The sequence below is a fragment of the Halobacteriovoraceae bacterium genome (genome assembly GCA_020635115.1).
Taxonomy (GTDB): Bacteria; Bdellovibrionota; Bacteriovoracia; order Bacteriovoracales; family Bacteriovoracaceae; genus JACKAK01.
Genome location: JACKAK010000009.1, coordinates 85,689 through 104,456, shown reverse-complemented (window position 1 = coordinate 104,456; position 18,768 = coordinate 85,689). Strand labels below are relative to the sequence as shown.

The following is an 18,768-nucleotide window of genomic DNA, read 5'->3' as shown; positions in this document are numbered from 1 at the left end:
GCCATTAAAAAAATGTTTAAAATCATTTTCAATTGCGGTCTTTGAGAATTCTCTCTCTCCAAGCACGCACTTCTGGATCAATGTAATTGTACTTCATTTGATCTAGAGTGAAGGTCGCAAATTCATAATCTGTTGTGTGTTGAATACTTTGCGTTGGACAAACAGTTGTACACAGTCCGCAATAACAGCAAAGTGCGGTATCAATTGTATATTGTGTAAGTTCTCTTCGAATGGGAGTACCATTTGATGTCTTTATTTTTTCAGCATCTTTAGGTCGAGGTTTTGAAGCAATATAGATACAATCAACTGGACAAGCTACAGCACACTGATCACAGGCAATACAGTCTTCAACATCGTTAAACAAACGCGATCGTGAATTTTTTGGAAGTATTTCACGAACTTCAGGATATTCGATTGTTACAGGCCTAACAGATGTAACATATTTAATAGTAATACTTAGACCTTTAAAAGTAGAAGAAACTGCATTCCAAATATTTTTAAAATATTGTTTAAAGGTTAATTCTGGTTCGTTAACTAAGCTATTCATCTGTCTACCTCTCCAAGAACAATATCAATACTACCAATAGTTGCAACAAAATCGGCAACCATTTGCCCAGGTGCTAAATGCGGAAGGAGGCCAACATGAGTAAAGCAAGAAGACTTTACTTTTAACCTGTAAGGAATTTTTCCTCCATCAGAAACTAAGTGATATCCTAACTCTCCTCTAGGACATTCTGTCCTAAGAAAAACTTCACCTTTGGGAACTTTGAGAACTTTGGGGACCTTACCTTGTACAGGGCCTTCTTCAATTCCATCTAAGCATTGTCTTATAATTTTTATAGACTCATTCATTTCCCGCATTCGGACAATGTAGCGATCGTAGCAGTCTCCAAGGGTTCCTTTTTCACCTGAACCTACAGGTATATCAAAATCGAATTCACCATAAATACCATATGGCCTATCTTTTCTCAGATCCCATTTAACGCCTGAACCTCTGAGTACAGGGCCAGTGGCACCATATTGAAAGGCATCTTCTTTTTTCAAGACACCAACATTGGCCGTCCTACCGATAAATATTTCGTTTTGACTAACGAGGGTATTATACTTTTCGAGTTCTGATTCGATACTATTAATAATTCTTTCAACTTCTTTTAGCTGACTATCAGAGTAATCATTCCATACTCCACCAATCCAGATATAATTGTAAAGAAGTCTTGCACCAGAGAGTTCTTCAAAAAGTCTTAAGATTGCTTCTCTTTCTTGAAAAGCATAGAGAAATGGGGAGAAAGCTCCAAGGTCTATGGCATAAGTTCCAAAGAACATTAAATGAGAGGCAATCCTTTGCAATTCAGCGTTTATGACTCTTATGTATTCAGCTCTTCTTGGGATTTCTGTGCCGAGCATTTTTTCTACGGCCAAACAATAGCCCCACTCCATGCTCATGGCCGCTAAATAGTCCATCCTATCAACAAATGGAATAACTCCTCTATAATCTAAGTTTTCACAGTGTTTTTCCATACATCTGTGTAGGTAACCAATGTGTGGAATGGCGTCTGCGACAATCTCTGAATCAGTTTTTATTTCTACACGTAGAACTCCGTGTGTTGCCGGGTGTTGCGGTCCCATATTTACAGTGAGGAGATCTGATTTCAGGGTTTCTTCATTTTGTTCCATATCTGTCCTATATTTATTATTGAATCAGTTCAGTTTTCTTCTTTAGAAGATTTTTCATTTTCTTTCGCAGCTTTATTTTCTTCTTCTTGCTTAACAATAAATTGTCTCTCTTCGTTATTAACTTTATCTTGTGGGTTGACTATCATCCCACGATATTTTTCTACGACGACATAATCTTTTCTTAGAGGGTAACCTTCCCAATCGTCAGGACAAAGAATTCTTCTAAGATCTGGATGTCCAGTAAAATTTACTCCTAGCATGTCATAACATTCTCTTTCTTGAAAATTAGCAGATGCCCAAACATCAGAAACTGAACTCAACTCAGGAAGATCTTCAGATGATTTTCGATCGACTTTAGTTTTAAGTATAAGTTCAAAGTTTTTGCCTTCTCCCATACTCGCAAGAATATAATTAACTTCTATTTTGCTTTCCTCTGGAAAATCTACCCCTGATATAAGCTGTAGAACATTAAACTTATAGTCATCACTATCTCTAAGAGCGAGGCACACATCTTTAATATGTGCAGAGTTTACAGACACAGACGAATCACCGACTTCAGCGATATGTGCATTTGCCTCACAACCACTGACCTTAGAATTGAGAAAACTAACAACTTCATTATGCATTTTTTACCCACTTATCTCGAAGCAATCTTTCATTTGCAATTTTTCTTTGTAGGGTCATAAGGCCTTCAATAAGTGCTTCTGGTCTAGGAGGACATCCAGGAACATAAACATCAACAGGAATGACTTCATCTACTCCCTTAAGAACATGATATCCATGTTGCCAATATGGCCCACCTTTATTTGCACAAGATCCCATTGAAATGACATATTTCGGTTCAGGCATTTGTTCATAGAGAGTTTTTATTCTCGTTGCCATTTTTAAAGTCACCGTTCCGGCCACAATCATGAGATCAGCTCGTCTTGGAGTTGCCATGAATGCTCCACAGCCAAATCTCTCTAAATCGTATTTAGAAGCTCCTGTGGCCATCATTTCAATCGCACAACAGGCGAGCCCAAAGGTCATTGGCCATAAGGAATTCTTCCTTCCCCAATTGAGAAAATCATCTAGTTTTGCTAGCACGATGCCATCTTGCATTAGAACCTACTTTGCTTATAAATTCATGTCATTTTTTTACTATTTTTATCGAAAGACAGCGTCTTCGTCAATTGTATTAGGAGTTCATTTATTCGATGAGTGGATGAGCTTTATTGATAGACGGAACATCTTTTTCTAAAATTTTGAAAAAATTCTGAATACTGCTTTGAGTTACTTTGGGGGGGACCTCTTAATAGAGATGCTTTTAAAAGAGAAACTCTTTTAGAGTCGTTCTGGCAGACTCTTTTTTGAATTTCAACATATTCCTTTATGGCCGCAATCGGGTAAGGCACTGCATGAACTGAAGAGACAGGCCCTCCTTCTTCACGAGAGACATACTTAAATTGGTTGAATTCCCCACCGAGTTGTTTAATTAGGTCTTTAAATTCATCAAAATACATACCAATTTGATAAAAAATTTGTTTGGCCTTTACTTTCGAAAATTTGCCAACTTCTTGGGAATAAATATCGTAACACCCTGACTGGCCAATTGAGTCACCATAAATAAGTTCTTTTCCGACCTGACACTCTACGAGGTAGGCCTCAACCTCTCCACCTTTGCCCTCTATTGTAGATTTAATAAAAGAGACAACTTCAAATTCATCCTTATATGGATTAAATACCTCTCTAAAACCAAAGTGAGTCAACTCGTGTATAAGATCTAAAAGTGCATTTTTTACGTTGAGGTTTCTATTTAAATTTATTTTTGACTTCGATATATAATCAATTTTTCCTGGTGTATGTGGTGAAAATTTTCTAACAAGTGTTGAGTCTAAAAAAGAGCCTTCTCCTGCAACAATGAGAGATTCTATATCTTGATCAACTTCTTGTGCCTTTTTTCTTGCGGCCTCGATGACAAACTTACCTGTTTTAGATTTTTCTAGGTGCTCGATGAGAAGGTGAATTGCCTGTTGTTCAGATTTGGCAATTTGAATCCATTTCTCAGATAAAGAATAATTTCGTCCAACTTCGAATGCACGCGCTCTTTTAAAAGCGAAAAGTTGATTCGTATACGTTATGAAAAAAAATATAATAAAAACTATCCGTTTCATTTAAAGCTAAACGGATAATTGGATTGAATATTTAATTAAAGTCTCAAAATAATTGCTTATAGAGTTTTATACCTGACTAGAACAATCTGAATGAATGAAGAAGATGATCATTTTTGTCGACAGAAATTTGTCCTAAATTATCCCATTGATTATTTTTATCACTTATTATACGAATTTTAATAAAGTAACTCCCAGGAGGAAGATATGATTCAGAAAATGAAATTTCTCCAGGCAAAGTACTCCAATATCTGGTATCTGCTTTTTCCGATACTTCGATGGCCTTTGCTGAGGCCAAATAGGTTGCCATGGCTGCGGCCTTGGCAAAAAACTCACTCTTTTTTTCTAATCCTTTATAAGTTGCATACGCAGCTGCGATGGCCGTGGCATGTTTAGTGGCCAATCGGATTGCCAGTCTAGTGTATCTGGCAATTGATTCAGCAGCGACTGCTTCTTCGGCCATATCGCCAATGGGATCCATCAATGTTGATTGAAAGACTTTAACCATTTTATTTTTGTCATCAAAAGCAGCGACTTCAAATTCATTAAATTTTGGAGGTTTTGAAATTTTTGGTAATTCGAAACCAATTGCTGCTCCAGTTAAAGCTGCGTGAGTAAATCGGTATCCAAGTTCAGCACCAGCAACAGACCAATTATTTGCAGGTGGAGTTAGCCCAAGTTTATGAGCAGCAAAAATAGATATCGCTGCTGCACCAATTGAAGCGACGGCCTTTGAGCCTGTTGATTGTTCAAGTGCAGACTGCAAATCTGCATAAACTTTCTCTCCGACCTTTTTGGGGATTAATTTTCTTTGCAAAACAATCGAAACGTTAGATCGTTCTTTTTGTTGTTTAACTAAATTTAGTATTTCCTGACTTGGTTTTTGAATACGAACTTGATTATTAAAATCATTTTTTCGGATAATATTTGTCAGACTAATAATTTTAAAGTCTAGAAAATCTTTGAGTGCATTTTGCGCAGAAGTTGGTTCAACGTAATTTTTTTCTACAGATTCAATTGGCATTGAGGGAAATTTATCATAGTCAGAGATAAATTTTTTGTAAGATTTATTTAAAGTTTTATACGCATTATAATTTTTTAGGAGTATATCCTTTGCATCTTTGTATAGTTGAAGAGCAATTTGATCTTCATTAAATTTGCGAAAACTTTCATGAATGGCCCCTCCGATGAGTTTAGCGGCCAGATCTCTTTTGAAAACCCCTCTACCAACATTAGCTTGTTTCATTTTATCTTGAGTGACATCCCAATCAATAACTTCAGCTCTGGCCATACGAAGATAATTAAGTTTATCTTGTGGGTTCAGATCTGATACTTTTCCATCCGGCATTATTTTTTTTCCGGTTTTGTAAAGCATGTAGAAATTCATCATTTGATAAAAATGTAACAGTGAATGTTCGTAGTTTACCCCGTAATACACATCAAAATTATCATTTGTAAAAAGAGTTTTTGCTTTTTGAGAGATTCTCACGGTGTAATTTTTATGAATAATTTCTTTGGCCTTTCGAAACTCTTCACTAGATTGATAATAATCCCCCTTTTGATGAAGAATTGTACCTTTTTCAAGTGCGAGAATGAGTTGATTATTAGGGTCTTTAAATTCTGCAATTTCACCTAATTTTAACAGGGCCTTATCGAACTGTTGCGTTTTAAAAAGAGTGCGAAGCTCACTTCTTTCTTTTTTACTTGTTGTAGCACATGAGAAGAGAGTTAAACTTATAAAAAGAATTAGAATTGGCCTCGCAAATTTTTTCATTACCAGCTACTTCCACTTTGTTCAGAATATTTAAATAGTTTTGCTCTTGTTCTTAAAACTTCAACACCTTTTTGAATATTTGTCATATGGATGTTGATAGCGTATTCTTTGATTGTTTTTCCATCACGAGTTTGAGGTCTCATAAAGACATTACCAAATATCATCACATCAGCACCTGTTTGTTTACCAACTTTAGCAACTGTGGACGGATCAACCATACCATCATGTTGATAAGTAATTTCTTTTAGGATTTTCTCTCTGGCCTTAGCATCAACGAGGATAAAGTCTCCTGAAGCAGATAATTCATTTAAAAATTCATCATTTATATCATTGATTGGAAAATAGGCCTCACTAGTAAGATTTTGAACCTCGCTAATAAAAACCCTTGGAGCATCGCCACTTTGTCGTAAGTACTTTTGAAATCCTCTATGTTCTCTGATTTGTTTGACAACATCTTGTACCACTTTAGTAGTGTCGGCAGATACCCATTTGTCTGTGATTTCTAGTGCCTTTTCATCTGATTCTCCCGAATCAACTCTCTTGGCCTTAAAACTTCCACATGAAGTGAGAGTTATTGCAATTAAAGAAACAATAATGGCCTTCCAGTTTTTTTTCATATATCTATCCTCCAAATTAAATTTCACCACGTTTTGCTTTCAAAAAATTGTCAGAAGCATCTGATAATGCTTTTTTAACGTTTGCTTTCGTTTCAGGGTCATCAGCTTTTTCAACAACAAAATTTGCGGCCTCATCTACAGCTGCGGCCAATCTTTTGGCCTCAACTCTAATTAAAGCGGCACATGTATAAGCGTTATAGTCTTTTTTGGCCCCAAGATCTTTTTGATAGGCCCTTTTTTCCCAATATGTTTTGATTACTGCGGCACCATGGATAAGAGCTTGGATTTTTTCTGCGAGAGTATTTTCTACAAATTCACGTATGGGTTGAAGTTGTGGATTATTTTCATCAATAGAGGCATTACCTTCTTGTGAAACGGCCAAACTTTTATCAATAAATGTGGCAATTTCTCCTGCAATATCAGCTCTTGCGTTTGCTTTTGCAAGATCGCAACTCATTTGTCTATTGACTTTTGGATCAGTTTCGAAAGAAAAAAATCTGTATGTTTTTACGTCTTCATTCATAGCATGGGCCCAAACTTCAGCATCTTCAACCCAGCCTGGTCTTGTCTTAGAACTTGCATCTTTAACAACATAATCTCTTTCAATATCACTATGCTCTCGTTCTTCAAGTTCTGGTAATTTTCTCTCATTACTTGAGCAACCTACGAAGATGGCCCCTATTCCCAATAGCAACATTAATTTTTTCATATTTTACTCCTAGTCTATGTTCAAATCTGTGATGTTACTCTTTAAATGATCCATTATTTTAACAAATGCATCTTGATAAGATTGCTTTAAGCTTCTCCCAATTGATATGGTTTCAAATTGGGTTCCACCTTTTTTTACGCCGTCATCGGTGTGTGAATTCACTTCTAAAATAAACTTGTTTTTTTCAAATCCTCTGACATTCATTTCTTGTGGTTTTACTTTCAATGTTACTTTAATTCTCTGGTCTACTTTCTGTGCTTTATTTTCTACTATTCTGTAGTTCATTTCTAGAAGCAGTCCAGAAAGTCCATGAAAAAGGTCTTCGTATTTTTCTTTTTCATCAAAATCAATATAAAGAGTGACACCTTTTTTTAAATACTGAGTTTGTTTTTGTTTAATTTCACTAAAGGATATCTTTGGAGCAAGTTTCATATCAGAAACAAACTGATATCTTTTGGCCAGTCCATCTCTTATCGCTGAAATTTTAATAAGTTTGTAAAATGAGGAACGACTTCCTTCATCATTTAATGCAATAATTTGTTCATCCAATTTGTTAATTTCTGTGCGTAATTCTCTGGCCATCTTTTGTTTGTCGAGTCTCGCTAAAACAAAAATACTTTCCTTGTCTTCATAAACTTTATCAATCACAACTCCTTCAAGACTTTGATCAACTGCTTCTGAAATTTCATTATCAACAAACTGTTTAGACTCACCAGAAATAATTCCCTCACCATCACTTAGTTGAGTCATTTCTTTCGAGCTTTTTGTGATTCCAGAGATTTTTGTTTCAAAATAGCTGGCCAAAGATTTTTTTGCAGCTACTTCTGCGGACATTCTCCCATAAGATTCACCGACTCCACAAACTTCAGTTTTTATATCGCATACAGAATAAGGTGATTCAATCCATTCTGGACGTTCACTAGAGAAAATGATTGTAGAAATACCGAGTGAAATAATTAAGAAAAGCTTATTCAAATTCCATCCTTTGCTTGAATAACAAAATTATCAGTATTATCTTTATAAAATATGAAGGGGGTGTAAACCAATTTTTCAGCTATTGCATGAAGTATGTAAGGATCAAATACAATCTTAAAGTAAGACTAACTTAAGATTTTAGCGGTAGAGCTTGTTCCTATACGACTTGCACCGTTGTCTAAAAACTGTAACGCAGTTTCTCGGTCACGAATTCCACCACTGGCCTTTACTCCTAAATGCAGACCTACACATCTTCTCATTAATCTGACATGGTCAAGTTTTGCACCTTCGCCTATAAATCCAGATGAAGTTTTGACGTAATCAGCTCCGGATATGCGTACCAACAATGATGCTATTGCTATCTCTAAATTAGAAAGTAATGATGTTTCAATGATGACTTTAATCACAGGATGATTAAATTGCTTTTTGGTTGAAAATTCTATGGCACCTTCACAAACTTTTTGTAAATCTTGAAGATAACCTTCATAATCCTTATTTTTTAAATATGTATGACAAGCAACAATATCTATTTCATCTGCGCCATTTTCTAGGGCCCACTGTGTTTGCTGATTTCTAAGTTCACTTGAAGATTGACCAAATGGAAAATCGATAACGACACAAACTTTTTGCTCACTTCCTTTTAAATGATTTTTTACAACCTTTAATTGTGATGTATTTACACAGACAGAAAAAACATCAAATTTCAAAGCATCATTACAATGTTCTATGACTTCAGAGCTTGTGACATCTGGCCTTAAGAGAGTATGATCGATGGCCCTGGGTAGATTATCCAGGATAAAGGGTTTAAATTCGCCTTCCTTTACATAATCAAAATTTTTAATCTGTGGAAAAACAGGCGTTAATTCATTAAACGCCTGTTCGATAATGTCTAACATATTCCAATCCTAGGTTGATATTTATAACCTAGTCTATCAGAACATTTTAGCTATTTCTTCTTTAATTTTATTAACATAATCTTCAAAATTATTTTGAAAATCATTTGCGGTAAGAGAATATTCAACGTCAGGAGTGACTCCCAGATTTTCGATTGGATTTCCATCTACTCTTTCAGCAATAGAGCCTGTCAAAGAGAATCTTTCAACTCCAAACATATTGGGAGATTCAAAGGAAAGAACATAACCACCAGCTCCGGCAGTCCTTGTTCCTAATATTTTGACCATCTTGTTATCTTGTAAAGTAGCAGGGAAAAAATCTCCTCCAGAAAAGTCAAGTTCATTCACTAATAAAAGTATTGGTTTAGAATAATTGACTTCAGGGTGAGGATTGATTTTATCAACTCCCCATATATGATAAGGTCTAGTTAAAATTCTACCTTCTTCAAACTCATTTATTAGAAATTCATAGTAGGCAATCATAAATTTAACAAATGTGACACTAACGGGATATCCTCCGACAGTATCTGTTCCAAGTACTTTTTTTGCTTCTTCATCACTTGAGACATTTCTAAGTGCAGGAAGATTCATTTTGGCATCTAAAACATCATTAGGAAGAACTGTCATTTTGTGCTTAGGAGTGGAAACTGCTTTGTCGGTAAGCATTGAAACTAAGGAGTAAAGATAAAAAACTGAACCACCTGGGTTGTTGACTTGATCAATGACTAAAGCATCAGTTGTTTGCTCGAATTTTTTTATTATTTCTTCGAATTCTTTAGATTCTTTTTCATCAGCACTGTAGCTTGGAATCCTTAGATAACCAATTAGTTTTTTGTCTTCATTTTGATAAATATATGCTGAAAATGAATTTTCCCTATCAGCTTCCCAAATAGGTGTTCCAAGTTTAGGGATAAAACTATTCTTTCCGCCTATTTGATGTGGATTATCTAATTGCTCAAATGCTTTTGCATCATCAACAACGTCATATGAAATCATGTTGGTTGATTCAAGTTTATTTTTAAGGCTTCTATCTTCAAAAGTGAAATTATTAAAAGCTGTATTTGGATGTAGACCACCTCTTTTGAAAACATTTTCCACAACGCTATAATTAACTTTTTCCTCAGTGTAGTCCCAGACCAATTGGTGTTCGACAGTCTTATCTTCGCCAAATCTTTTTATTTCTAAACTTACTGGCCCTTTGGGAACAGTGATACCACGAGATGCCCTTCTTCTAGTCAAAGTATATTCAGCAAGGGCCTGATCTGTTTGCGAAACATTTTTGTCAATTTCAGTTTTAATTTCAGAAATCTTTTCATTTATTGGCATTCCTGCAAATGAAATAACTTCATCACCAACTTCAAAAGGAAAGGATTCTAACGATAGTTTTATTCTATCAATGTATGCAATGAAATATCTCCCTTCAGCTCCACGAATAGTCAGTGGAAGAGATGCTTTTTCAGTTGAATAAAACGAAAAACCGACGTGATAATCTTTTGTTGAATGAAAAAAATCTCTAAGAATAAATTGGTAATCCTTAACGGTGATATCTTCCTTTTCATCAATAATTGAATAAACTCTTTCTTTTTCTTCGAGAAGTGACCAGCCAGAAAATTCTTTTTTCCATGAAGTTGGTGCATACATGTCACGAAAATAATCAGAAATTGAAGTAAAATGACTTTTCATGGCAGTCTTTAAAGGGGCAATGTCGGCCCTTACACCACTAATAGTCAATGAAAGCATAGATAATGTTAATAATTTTTTCAAAATCGCCTCCTTGGACCAAATCCTACAAAGTTTTATACTAAAAAAATGAAAATGAAAAAAAAAGGAGAAGCAAAAATTCTTACATCTTATAACTTGTTAAAGAGTTATAAAGTCCTTCACATGAATCTGTGACAATATCGAGAACCAATTCAAAACCATCTTCTCCACCGTAATAAGGGTCTGGTACTTCATTAAATTCCATTTTTTGTTTGTAGTCTGTAAGTAGACTTACTTTATACGAGTAATCTTCGAAATTGCTTAGTTTTGAAATATTCACTATATTACTCTTGTCCATTGCAATAATTTTATCAAATGCAAAAAGATCATTCTCTGATAATTTCCTAGAAATACTTGTAATATTAATGCCACGCTTTTTTGCTATTTCTCTCATTCGTGCGTCAGCTTTTTCTCCAGTATGTAATCCTGAAGTTCCTGCTGAATCAACACTAAATTTATCATCAGAATTTTTATCAGATACAATTTTTGAAAATACTGCCTCTGCTGCAGGAGAACGACAGATATTTCCCAAACAGACAAATAATACTTTTATCATCACTTTTTCCAATATTAAATTGAAAGTGATTTTAAGCGGCCTTTGAAAGTTCGTCAACTAATGATAAAGAAGTCACCTTAGGAATTTCTAAGACAAATGAAGTATGCCCTTCAAATAGTTCATAGTAGAGCTCACCTTTTTGTGAAAAAGCGAGATTCTTTGAAATTGAAACGCCCAAACCTGTTCCTCTACCAACTTCTTTAGTGGTAAAAAAAGGATTGTAAATTTTGTTTAATATATCTTCTTTGATTCCAAATCCAGGATCAATAACCCTCATCGCAATCATTTTATCTTTTTCCTCTACAACAATTCTAATCCATTTTTCATCTTTTTCATGACAAATATCTTTTGCATTACTAATCAAGTTTAAAAGAATTTGACAAACTTGAGATATTTGACAATTGGCTTTTAAGTTTAATGGAGAAGAAACTTTTAACTCTATGTCTTCATTCTGTAACTTTTTCTGACACAGTTGTTTAGTTTGTTTAATAATTTCATCAACTGTGTAGTTCGAAAAATCACTTTCTTTGGATTCATATGAAAATTTTTGAAAATTTCTGACAACTTCAGCGGCCCTGAATGTAGTATTTGAAATCTTTGATACCAATTCACTCAATCGCTGTTGGTCTAAATTATCATATTTTAACATTCTATTAATCTTACTTGCACATGCTCCAATAATTGCTAAGGGATTATTCAACTCATGAGATATCCCATCACTCATCTCACCGAGAGCAACAAGTTTAGATGTTTGTGTTGCATTAACCAAATCGTTTTGCAATCTTCTTTCTTCAACTTTTCTTTTTGAAATATCTCTAACCACGACTTGAATAAACGAAACTTCTCCCACCTTTATTCTATTCATTATGACATCTGATTCAAAATAAGTTCCATCTTGCTTTCTAAACATCCATTCAAAATTTGAACAATTATTTGCAAATACCTCTGCGTATTTTTTTCTTCCTTCAATTGTAGAAGACTCACCCGAAGGCTGAATATTTGGAGACATTTCATAAAGATGTCTACCAACTATTGTTTTTCTTCTTTTATGGCCAAATAAATCTAATGCCGCTTTATTACAATCAAATATTCCCAAACTATTAATTAGAAAAACACTGTCACTAGAGCCCATAAAAAGATTTCTAAACTTAGCTTCACTAAGTTTCATTTTTTCATGCGTCATCAAATAATCAAAAACAGTTCCTAAAAATGGGACGAGGTAAATAATAATTTCAGTGAATTGACTCATATTAAAAAAAGCATCATATCTTTCATGTGATCCAAGTCCCATATAGATATGTGTAAACATTGATGGCAAAATGGACAGCAGTATTGAAAATGTAAAATGAGTTTGCTCTTCCTTATAGATTTTATAATAAATAGGAATTGCAATAATAAGTAATACAATTGGAAACAACTCCAATGGGCCAGTGATTCTACTGTTAATAGATAAGATTTTTAAAATATTTGTAGGATTTGATATATTAGAAAGTATTACTCCCCCACCTATCGCAATAAATAAACAAATTCCTATAAAAAATAATGTTCTTAGTTTTATTCCATTATATGTTACATTTGATAAACTTCTATAGTTGTAGAGATAAAGTGCGCACGTCAAAAGAATAATTGAATTATAAATCCGACAGGTCGACCAAGACAATGAAAGCGTTTCTTCAGTAATGTTTGGTATAGCTAATAATTTTGTAGATACAAGTAAATGGTAGGCATCTAAACAACCAGAAATAAGAAATACCGTCCCCATAATCGGAACAACAGGATTTCCATTGGCCTTGTAATGGACAAAAGACATGAAAGCAATCATAAGACTCAGTGAAAAGGCCGACCATTCAAACAAGGAGTGAATAAACGCACCTCTTAAAAAATAATATGCGTTTTCTTCAAAACTTAGAAATGACTTATTTAAAAAAAAATGGCCCGATTCTAACGCAGTGGATGATACAAGATTTGTAGAAAAATCCACTCCCATAAAATGAAGAACAAATGGTCCAAGCACAAGTGACATCACTCCTACGAATAATAGTGGAATAAATCTTGTATCATTTGTTTTTTCGTCAAGTATCACCAATAAAACTCCTTACAGATTCATCGGGAAAATACTATCTAAAAAGTAGGTCAATTTTTGTACCGGAATTTATTACCTATTAAGTAATATTCACATATTAATATAAAAAATTCTTTCAAATTATCCCAAGACTACTAGACCGAAACGTTTGGTTAATATAGTAGATTTAATATTCTCTTAAAAATTGTCGAAATGGGACAAATTGAGGATTACTATGATAACTAAAAAATCTGATCGCAAAGAAGATCTGCAAGAAATTTTGCACGAATGGGAGCAAGACAAACGGATTCAATCAGTTCTTATTTTGAGTACATTTCAATCTGATTTTTATAATGATTTTGTTTTATATCATCTGGCCAATTATAAAAAAGAAATTTGGGGAGGTTTTTTTCCCATGATTTTCTCTGGAATCGAAGTTTCTAAGAATTCAACTCTGTGTATTGGTTTTGAGAGTGAGTTTAAAATAGATAAAATTGAAAGACTTTCACAAAAAAATGAAAGTCTAGAAAAAGAAATTGAATCATTAGAACTAGACATTAATAAGACAAACACTGTTATGATTCTCATTGATGCTCTCAGTGAAGGAAAAGAAGAACTTATAATGGGACTTTATGAAAATTACGGTCTTGAATTTAATTATATTGCTGGAGGTTGTGGAGATCTTGATTTTCAAAAACGTCCATGTATGTTCCATAAAGGAGAATTGCTAGAAGATTGTGCCATCATGGCCAGTTCATCAATTGAATGTAATATTGGTGTAAAACACGGTTGGCAGATATTTGAAGGACCTTTTAGAGTAACTAAATCAGATGGTAAAATTGTTAAAGAAATTGACTTCAGACCAGCTTTTGAAGTTTATAAAGAATTTATAGATAAGCACTCGCCAACTCCAATTTCGAAAGATAATTTTTTTGACATTGCAAAATCCTACCCTTTTGGAATCCCAAAACTCGGGCAGGAAGTCATTATAAGAGATCCTATTCAAGTTGACGGAAATGATATTATTTGTGTTGCAAATGTTTATGAAAACTCTTTTATCTATATTATGTCTGGAACAAAAGATACATTAATTCGCTCAGCATCTCAAGCAAATCATGAAACTTTAAACAAAGATTCAAATAATAACCATGTCATCGTTATGGATTGTATTTCAAGGACATTATTTTTAGAAGACGACTATTTAAAAGAATTAGAGCAAATAAACAATCAGCAAACGACACCAGTTGGTGCTTTAGTATTAGGAGAAATTGCTAATCAAGGAAAAGAATACTTAGATATTTTTAATAAAACGATAGTTGTTTGCAGGTTAAAAGATGTTAGCAACAAATAAACTGGCCATCCTTTTAGAACTTTCTTTGTCACTTATTAATATTGGTGTTGAAGAAATAGACTATAAAAAAACACTAAAAACTTTGCTACGAATACTTAATTGTAGTAGTGCTAGAATTTATTTTTTTATAGATGCAAATGAAAAATATCAATTTGAGTTGATTTCATCTCTTCCTAAAATAGATAAAGAAATGGATCAATTTTTGAAGGATAATTTCTTTTTAGAATTAGGCTTTCCAAAAACATTGTTTGAAAGTCTGATTCATGAATTTCCAAAAAGCTATCAACAAGGACACTCACAATTTCACATCTTTCACATGTATCAAGTAGGTCTTATCGTTTTAAAAACAGTTAACAATAATGAATTTGATATTTTATTTTTAAAAACACTTAATCAAATTTTTGAAAAACTATCTTTGGCCATTGAAAAAAACAGAGCTCAAAACCAAATCCGTCAAACAGAACATTTTGTCAACATTGGCCAGGTCACATCTGGAATTGCTCACGAAATCAATAACCCTGTAACAATTATTCTTGGTATAAATCAAATCATGAATAAAGTCATAAGTGAAAAAGACTTTGAAAAAATTCAAGAATTGAATACCAAGATAAATAGAGCTGCACAAAGAGTTGGAGATATCGTTAAAGGTCTAAAATCTTTATCCCGGGATGAAAGTGAGCTTCCCCTTGAAATAGTTCCAATTGGGGAAATTTTGAGTGATTCTGAGTTTTTTATTCAGAGTATTGCAGAAGGAAGTCCTGTTAAAATCATTTTTCCAGAAAATTTCGAACAAAATGATTTCAACGTACTTGGCAGGCCTGTTCAATTATCTCAAGTAGTAATCAATTTAATTAAAAATTCAATTGAGGCCATCTATGCTGAAGCTGATCCATGGGTGAAAATTAGTCTTTTTGAAGAAAATGACTTTGTCTGTCTCAGAGTCACTGATTGTGGCCAGGGTATTTCAAAAGAACTCCAAAAAAGTATCCTTACACCTTTTTTTACAACTAAGAAAAAAGGTGTAGGAACTGGACTTGGACTTAGCCTTTCTAAAAAAATTCTAGAGTCGCAAGGTGGAACCCTTTTTTATGACAGTGAATGTGAAAACACATCTTTCGTAATTAAAATAAAAAAGTATAAAGCATAAAAAGGCCCTTCTAAAAGGGCCTTGACGTTTATTTAATTTCCCAAGTGTCTCCACTTTGAAGCAACTTATCCATATTTGCTTCAGGTAAGCGTTTTTTTACTTGTTCAGCTTGTCCTTTCATGAGTTCATTGTAAGGAATTGATTCTTTGTCTTGATAAAGAACTCCCAGGGCCAATGGAAAATTCTCCTCATCTTTCTTGTGGGCCTCAATCAACATATTTGCTAGAACTTTTGAACTCGTATCATAAACAAGTAAATCCTTTTCTTCAAATCCCTGTCCAAGAGTAACTACCTTTAAATCAAGTCTATCAAGAACAATCCCTTTCTCATTTTCTGCTCCAAAAATGAGTGGTTTGCCATCTTCTACTGTCACCGTCCTGGCCGCTCGGTTTTGTCTCAAAGTGAATTCATCGTGAGTCTTATCGTTGAAAATAACACAATTTTGTAGGACTTCTAAAAAAGATGTCCCTTTGTGAGCATGAGATAGAAGCATAAGATCTGTAATCGACTTTGGATCTTTATCGACGGTTCGAGCAATAAAGGTACACGCGCTACCAAGAGCAAATTGGGCCGGGATAAGAGGATTGTCAATTGAACCAAATGGAGAAGTTTTTGTTTTAACACCCTTGTCTGAAGTAGGAGAAAACTGCCCCTTTGTGAGTCCATAAATTTCATTATTAAAGAGAATAATATTCAAATCAACATTTCTTCTCATTGCATGTAGAGTGTGGTTTCCACCAATTGAGAGACCATCTCCATCTCCTGTTATGACCCAAACATCTAAGTTTGGATTGGCCAGCTTTATACCAGTTGCAACTGCTGGCGCACGGCCATGAATAGTATGGTATCCATAGGTGTCCAAATAGTACGGAAACCTTGAAGAACATCCAATCCCAGACACACATACTATATCTTCTTTTTTCGTGCCTGTTTTAGTGAGAGCATTTTGCATGCAAGACAAAATCGCATAGTCTCCACAGCCTGGACACCATCTTACTTCTTGATCACTAACGAAATCTTTCTTTTTATACATCGTTGTCATTTTACACTTCCTATAGTTCTTCTTTAAATCTGTTTACGAGTTCTTCTATTTTGAACGGTTGCCCTTGAACCTTATTATATTGTATGGTCTTCACTCCATAACGACTTCTAAGGATTGGGGCCAGTTGTCCAAGGTTCAACTCTGGAACAATTATCTTTTTAAATCCGGCCAGAATATCTGAAACATTTTTTGGCATTGGGTTTAAATATTTCAAATGCATTAAAGAAACACTCCGCCCATCTTTTTGCAATTGTCTTACGGCCATTCTGGTAGCTCCGTAAGTTCCTCCCCAAGATACAACAAGAAGATCCCCCGTTGCTTCCCCTTCTACGACTTGTAAAGGTATATTGTCGGCAACTTTTTGAACCTTTTGGGCCCTTAGCTCACACATTTTTTGGTGATTAATTGGTTCAGCTGAAATATTTCCGGTTACAAAATCTTTTTCAAGTCCACCCATTCTGTGAACTTTTCCATCCATTCCAGGAGTAATCCAAGTTCTGGCCAGAGAGTGTTCATTTCTGGTCATAAAAGTTATATCTGTTTTCAAATCTGATTCAGAAGGCTTTCTATGGTTAATTTTTTCAAAATCTGTAGACTTTGGTATTTTCCAAGGTTCAGAACCATTTGCAATATATCCATCAGTTAGGAGCATGACTGGAGTCATATGTTCAAGAGTTAATCTAGCAGCTTCGTAGGCCATTTCGTAACAATCATTCGGGCGAGATGCTGCTAAAACGATCAACGGAGCTTCTCCATTTCTTCCAATTAAGGCCTGGTTAAGATCGGATTGTTCTGTTTTTGTAGGTAGACCAGTTGAGGGCCCTCCTCTTTGAACATTGATGATAATAAGGGGAGTTTCATACATTATGGCCAGACCTATGGCCTCTGTTTTTAGAGCAATCCCAGGGCCAGATGATGTTGTAACGGCCAAGCTTCCAGCAATTGAGGCCCCGATCGCAGAACAAATTCCAGCAATCTCATCTTCGGCCTGAAACGTAGTGACATTCATGTGCTTAAACTTAGAGAGCTCATGAAGTATATCTGTGGCCGGTGTTATGGGATAACTTCCAAGAAATAGTGGAAGGTTTGCTGATTCAGCTGCCTGCATAAGTCCCCAAGCAGTGGATACGTTTCCACTCATTTGTCTGTAAGTACCTGGTTCAATTTTGGCAGAGGGAACAGAGTAACTAATTACAATTTCCTCAGTTGTTTCAGCATAATTATATCCGGCCTTAAGAGCAAGTTGGTTGGCCTTCATAATTTCAGGTTTCTTACCAAATTTATCTTCAATCCACTTGAGTGTTTGATCAGTTTTTCTATTGTAGTAATAATAAGTCATACCAAGTGTATAGAAATTTTTACAACGTTCTTTTTCTTTTTTAGATAAATCTACTTCTTCTAAGGCACTAAGAGTAAGTGTTCCAATTGGGGCCTTTATAACTTTGTAACTATCTAAGGTATGGTCTTTAAGAGGATCTACAGTGTAACCGGCCTTAGCAAGATTAGCTTCATTAAATTCATCGGAATTTAAAATGATAGCTCCTCCCAATTTCAAGGAATTTAGGTTTGATTTCAATGCAGCAGGATTCATTGCCACAAGCATGTCCGACTCGTCTCCTGGAGTATTAGTGTCACTAGAACCTATATGGACTTGAAATCCTGAGACACCAGCAATAGTTCCTTGTGGGGCCCTTATTTCAGATGGGAAATCGGGGAATGTAGAAATATCGTTTCCCATTATTGCTGAAGTATTAGAAAATTGTGTACCAGTGAGCTGCATGCCATCACCAGAGTCGCCGCAGAATCTGATGACTACACTTTCAAGTGTCTCTTGTGTCTTCATTTTTGAATCCTTAATGTTGAATTGAGATAACAACCAATTGTAAACCAAAATTGTGAGAAATTTATGATTTAAATTAGGTGTTTTCCTAAAAATATATTTATTTTAACTTTAGATTTGAATTCCTGCAAATACGGGATATTCCTGACGCAACATCCTGAATCAAGTTTTAATCTTAAGATTTCTTAGAGTGAAGTATCTTAAAATACCTTAGTTT

17 protein-coding genes are annotated in these 18,768 nt (G+C 34.6%); 2 read left to right on the top strand and 15 right to left on the bottom strand.

Translation table 11 applies throughout. The annotated features are described in order from the left end of the window. Positions 1 to 28 precede the first annotated feature (28 nt). The 13 genes from H6622_14715 to H6622_14655 all read right to left on the bottom strand — a co-directional run bounded on the left by H6622_14715 (position 29) and on the right by H6622_14655 (position 13,195). Positions 29 to 547, bottom strand: coding sequence for an NADH-quinone oxidoreductase subunit I (locus H6622_14715; protein MCB9062771.1), 519 nt, complete (start codon positions 545 to 547; stop codon positions 29 to 31). Then, the gene (locus tag H6622_14710) at positions 544 to 1,674 is read right to left on the bottom strand and encodes an NADH-quinone oxidoreductase subunit D (protein ID MCB9062770.1); all 1,131 of its coding nucleotides are present in this window, start codon (positions 1,672 to 1,674) and stop codon (positions 544 to 546) included. Before H6622_14710 ends, H6622_14715 begins: the two co-directional genes overlap by 4 nt. A gap of 29 nt (positions 1,675 to 1,703) precedes the next feature. Then, positions 1,704 to 2,300 carry an NADH-quinone oxidoreductase subunit C gene (locus H6622_14705; GenBank protein ID MCB9062769.1) on the bottom strand — a complete coding sequence of 199 codons (597 nt, stop codon included), beginning with the start codon at positions 2,298 to 2,300 and terminating at the stop codon, positions 1,704 to 1,706. Further along, the gene (nuoB, locus tag H6622_14700; GenBank protein MCB9062768.1) at positions 2,293 to 2,775 is read right to left on the bottom strand and encodes an NADH-quinone oxidoreductase subunit NuoB; all 483 of its coding nucleotides are present in this window, start codon (positions 2,773 to 2,775) and stop codon (positions 2,293 to 2,295) included. The genes H6622_14705 and nuoB overlap by 8 nt, the downstream gene beginning before the upstream one ends. A gap of 110 nt (positions 2,776 to 2,885) precedes the next feature. Then, complete coding sequence (locus H6622_14695; GenBank protein ID MCB9062767.1) at positions 2,886 to 3,827, bottom strand: hypothetical protein; 942 nt, start codon at positions 3,825 to 3,827, stop codon at positions 2,886 to 2,888. Positions 3,828 to 3,903: 76 nt separating this feature from the next. After that, the gene (locus H6622_14690; protein MCB9062766.1) at positions 3,904 to 5,598 is read right to left on the bottom strand and encodes a hypothetical protein; all 1,695 of its coding nucleotides are present in this window, start codon (positions 5,596 to 5,598) and stop codon (positions 3,904 to 3,906) included. Further along, complete coding sequence (locus tag H6622_14685; protein ID MCB9062765.1) at positions 5,598 to 6,215, bottom strand: hypothetical protein; 618 nt, start codon at positions 6,213 to 6,215, stop codon at positions 5,598 to 5,600. The genes H6622_14690 and H6622_14685 overlap by 1 nt, the downstream gene beginning before the upstream one ends. Before the next feature lie 16 nt (positions 6,216 to 6,231). Continuing rightward, complete coding sequence (locus tag H6622_14680; protein MCB9062764.1) at positions 6,232 to 6,924, bottom strand: hypothetical protein; 693 nt, start codon at positions 6,922 to 6,924, stop codon at positions 6,232 to 6,234. A gap of 9 nt (positions 6,925 to 6,933) precedes the next feature. After that, on the bottom strand, positions 6,934 to 7,899 hold the full coding sequence (locus H6622_14675) for a hypothetical protein (protein ID MCB9062763.1): 966 nt from the start codon (positions 7,897 to 7,899) through the stop codon (positions 6,934 to 6,936). 125 nt (positions 7,900 to 8,024) lie between these two features. Beyond that, positions 8,025 to 8,795, bottom strand: a complete 771-nt coding sequence (gene deoC / locus H6622_14670) for a deoxyribose-phosphate aldolase (protein ID MCB9062762.1) — start codon at positions 8,793 to 8,795, stop codon at positions 8,025 to 8,027. Between the two features lie 36 nt (positions 8,796 to 8,831). Then, a complete protein-coding gene (locus H6622_14665) occupies positions 8,832 to 10,556 on the bottom strand; it encodes a protease-like activity factor CPAF (GenBank protein MCB9062761.1) in 1,725 nt (574 codons plus the stop codon). Positions 10,557 to 10,635: 79 nt separating this feature from the next. Further along, positions 10,636 to 11,109, bottom strand: coding sequence for a low molecular weight phosphotyrosine protein phosphatase (locus H6622_14660; GenBank protein ID MCB9062760.1), 474 nt, complete (start codon positions 11,107 to 11,109; stop codon positions 10,636 to 10,638). 31 nt (positions 11,110 to 11,140) lie between these two features. After that, positions 11,141 to 13,195 carry a PAS domain-containing protein gene (locus H6622_14655; protein MCB9062759.1) on the bottom strand — a complete coding sequence of 685 codons (2,055 nt, stop codon included), beginning with the start codon at positions 13,193 to 13,195 and terminating at the stop codon, positions 11,141 to 11,143. A 211-nt stretch (positions 13,196 to 13,406) separates the two neighbouring features. Here H6622_14655 and H6622_14650 point away from each other — a divergent pair, with 211 nt between their 5' ends. Next, on the top strand, positions 13,407 to 14,522 hold the full coding sequence (locus H6622_14650) for an FIST C-terminal domain-containing protein (protein ID MCB9062758.1): 1,116 nt from the start codon (positions 13,407 to 13,409) through the stop codon (positions 14,520 to 14,522). Beyond that, on the top strand, positions 14,506 to 15,669 hold the full coding sequence (locus H6622_14645) for a HAMP domain-containing histidine kinase (GenBank protein MCB9062757.1): 1,164 nt from the start codon (positions 14,506 to 14,508) through the stop codon (positions 15,667 to 15,669). The genes H6622_14650 and H6622_14645 overlap by 17 nt, the downstream gene beginning before the upstream one ends. A gap of 28 nt (positions 15,670 to 15,697) precedes the next feature. Here H6622_14645 and H6622_14640 read toward each other — a convergent pair whose 3' ends face one another. Beyond that, positions 15,698 to 16,711 (bottom strand): 2-oxoacid:ferredoxin oxidoreductase subunit beta, encoded by a 1,014-nt coding sequence (locus tag H6622_14640; protein MCB9062756.1) that lies wholly within the window; start codon positions 16,709 to 16,711, stop codon positions 15,698 to 15,700. Between the two features lie 10 nt (positions 16,712 to 16,721). Next, the gene (locus H6622_14635; GenBank protein MCB9062755.1) at positions 16,722 to 18,554 is read right to left on the bottom strand and encodes a 2-oxoacid:acceptor oxidoreductase subunit alpha; all 1,833 of its coding nucleotides are present in this window, start codon (positions 18,552 to 18,554) and stop codon (positions 16,722 to 16,724) included. Positions 18,555 to 18,768: the final 214 nt, after the last annotated feature.

Coding starts and splice junctions, on each gene's coding strand:
- H6622_14715 (MCB9062771.1), bottom strand. CDS start 547: ATGAATAGCTTAGTTAACGAACCAGAATTAACCTTTAAACAATATTTT.
- H6622_14710 (MCB9062770.1), bottom strand. CDS start 1,674: ATGGAACAAAATGAAGAAACCCTGAAATCAGATCTCCTCACTGTAAAT.
- H6622_14705 (MCB9062769.1), bottom strand. CDS start 2,300: ATGCATAATGAAGTTGTTAGTTTTCTCAATTCTAAGGTCAGTGGTTGT.
- nuoB (MCB9062768.1), bottom strand. CDS start 2,775: ATGCAAGATGGCATCGTGCTAGCAAAACTAGATGATTTTCTCAATTGG.
- H6622_14695 (MCB9062767.1), bottom strand. CDS start 3,827: ATGAAACGGATAGTTTTTATTATATTTTTTTTCATAACGTATACGAAT.
- H6622_14690 (MCB9062766.1), bottom strand. CDS start 5,598: ATGAAAAAATTTGCGAGGCCAATTCTAATTCTTTTTATAAGTTTAACT.
- H6622_14685 (MCB9062765.1), bottom strand. CDS start 6,215: ATGAAAAAAAACTGGAAGGCCATTATTGTTTCTTTAATTGCAATAACT.
- H6622_14680 (MCB9062764.1), bottom strand. CDS start 6,924: ATGAAAAAATTAATGTTGCTATTGGGAATAGGGGCCATCTTCGTAGGT.
- deoC (MCB9062762.1), bottom strand. CDS start 8,795: ATGTTAGACATTATCGAACAGGCGTTTAATGAATTAACGCCTGTTTTT.
- H6622_14660 (MCB9062760.1), bottom strand. CDS start 11,109: ATGATAAAAGTATTATTTGTCTGTTTGGGAAATATCTGTCGTTCTCCT.
- H6622_14650 (MCB9062758.1), top strand. CDS start 13,407: ATGATAACTAAAAAATCTGATCGCAAAGAAGATCTGCAAGAAATTTTG.
- H6622_14645 (MCB9062757.1), top strand. CDS start 14,506: ATGTTAGCAACAAATAAACTGGCCATCCTTTTAGAACTTTCTTTGTCA.
- H6622_14640 (MCB9062756.1), bottom strand. CDS start 16,711: ATGACAACGATGTATAAAAAGAAAGATTTCGTTAGTGATCAAGAAGTA.
- H6622_14635 (MCB9062755.1), bottom strand. CDS start 18,554: ATGAAGACACAAGAGACACTTGAAAGTGTAGTCATCAGATTCTGCGGC.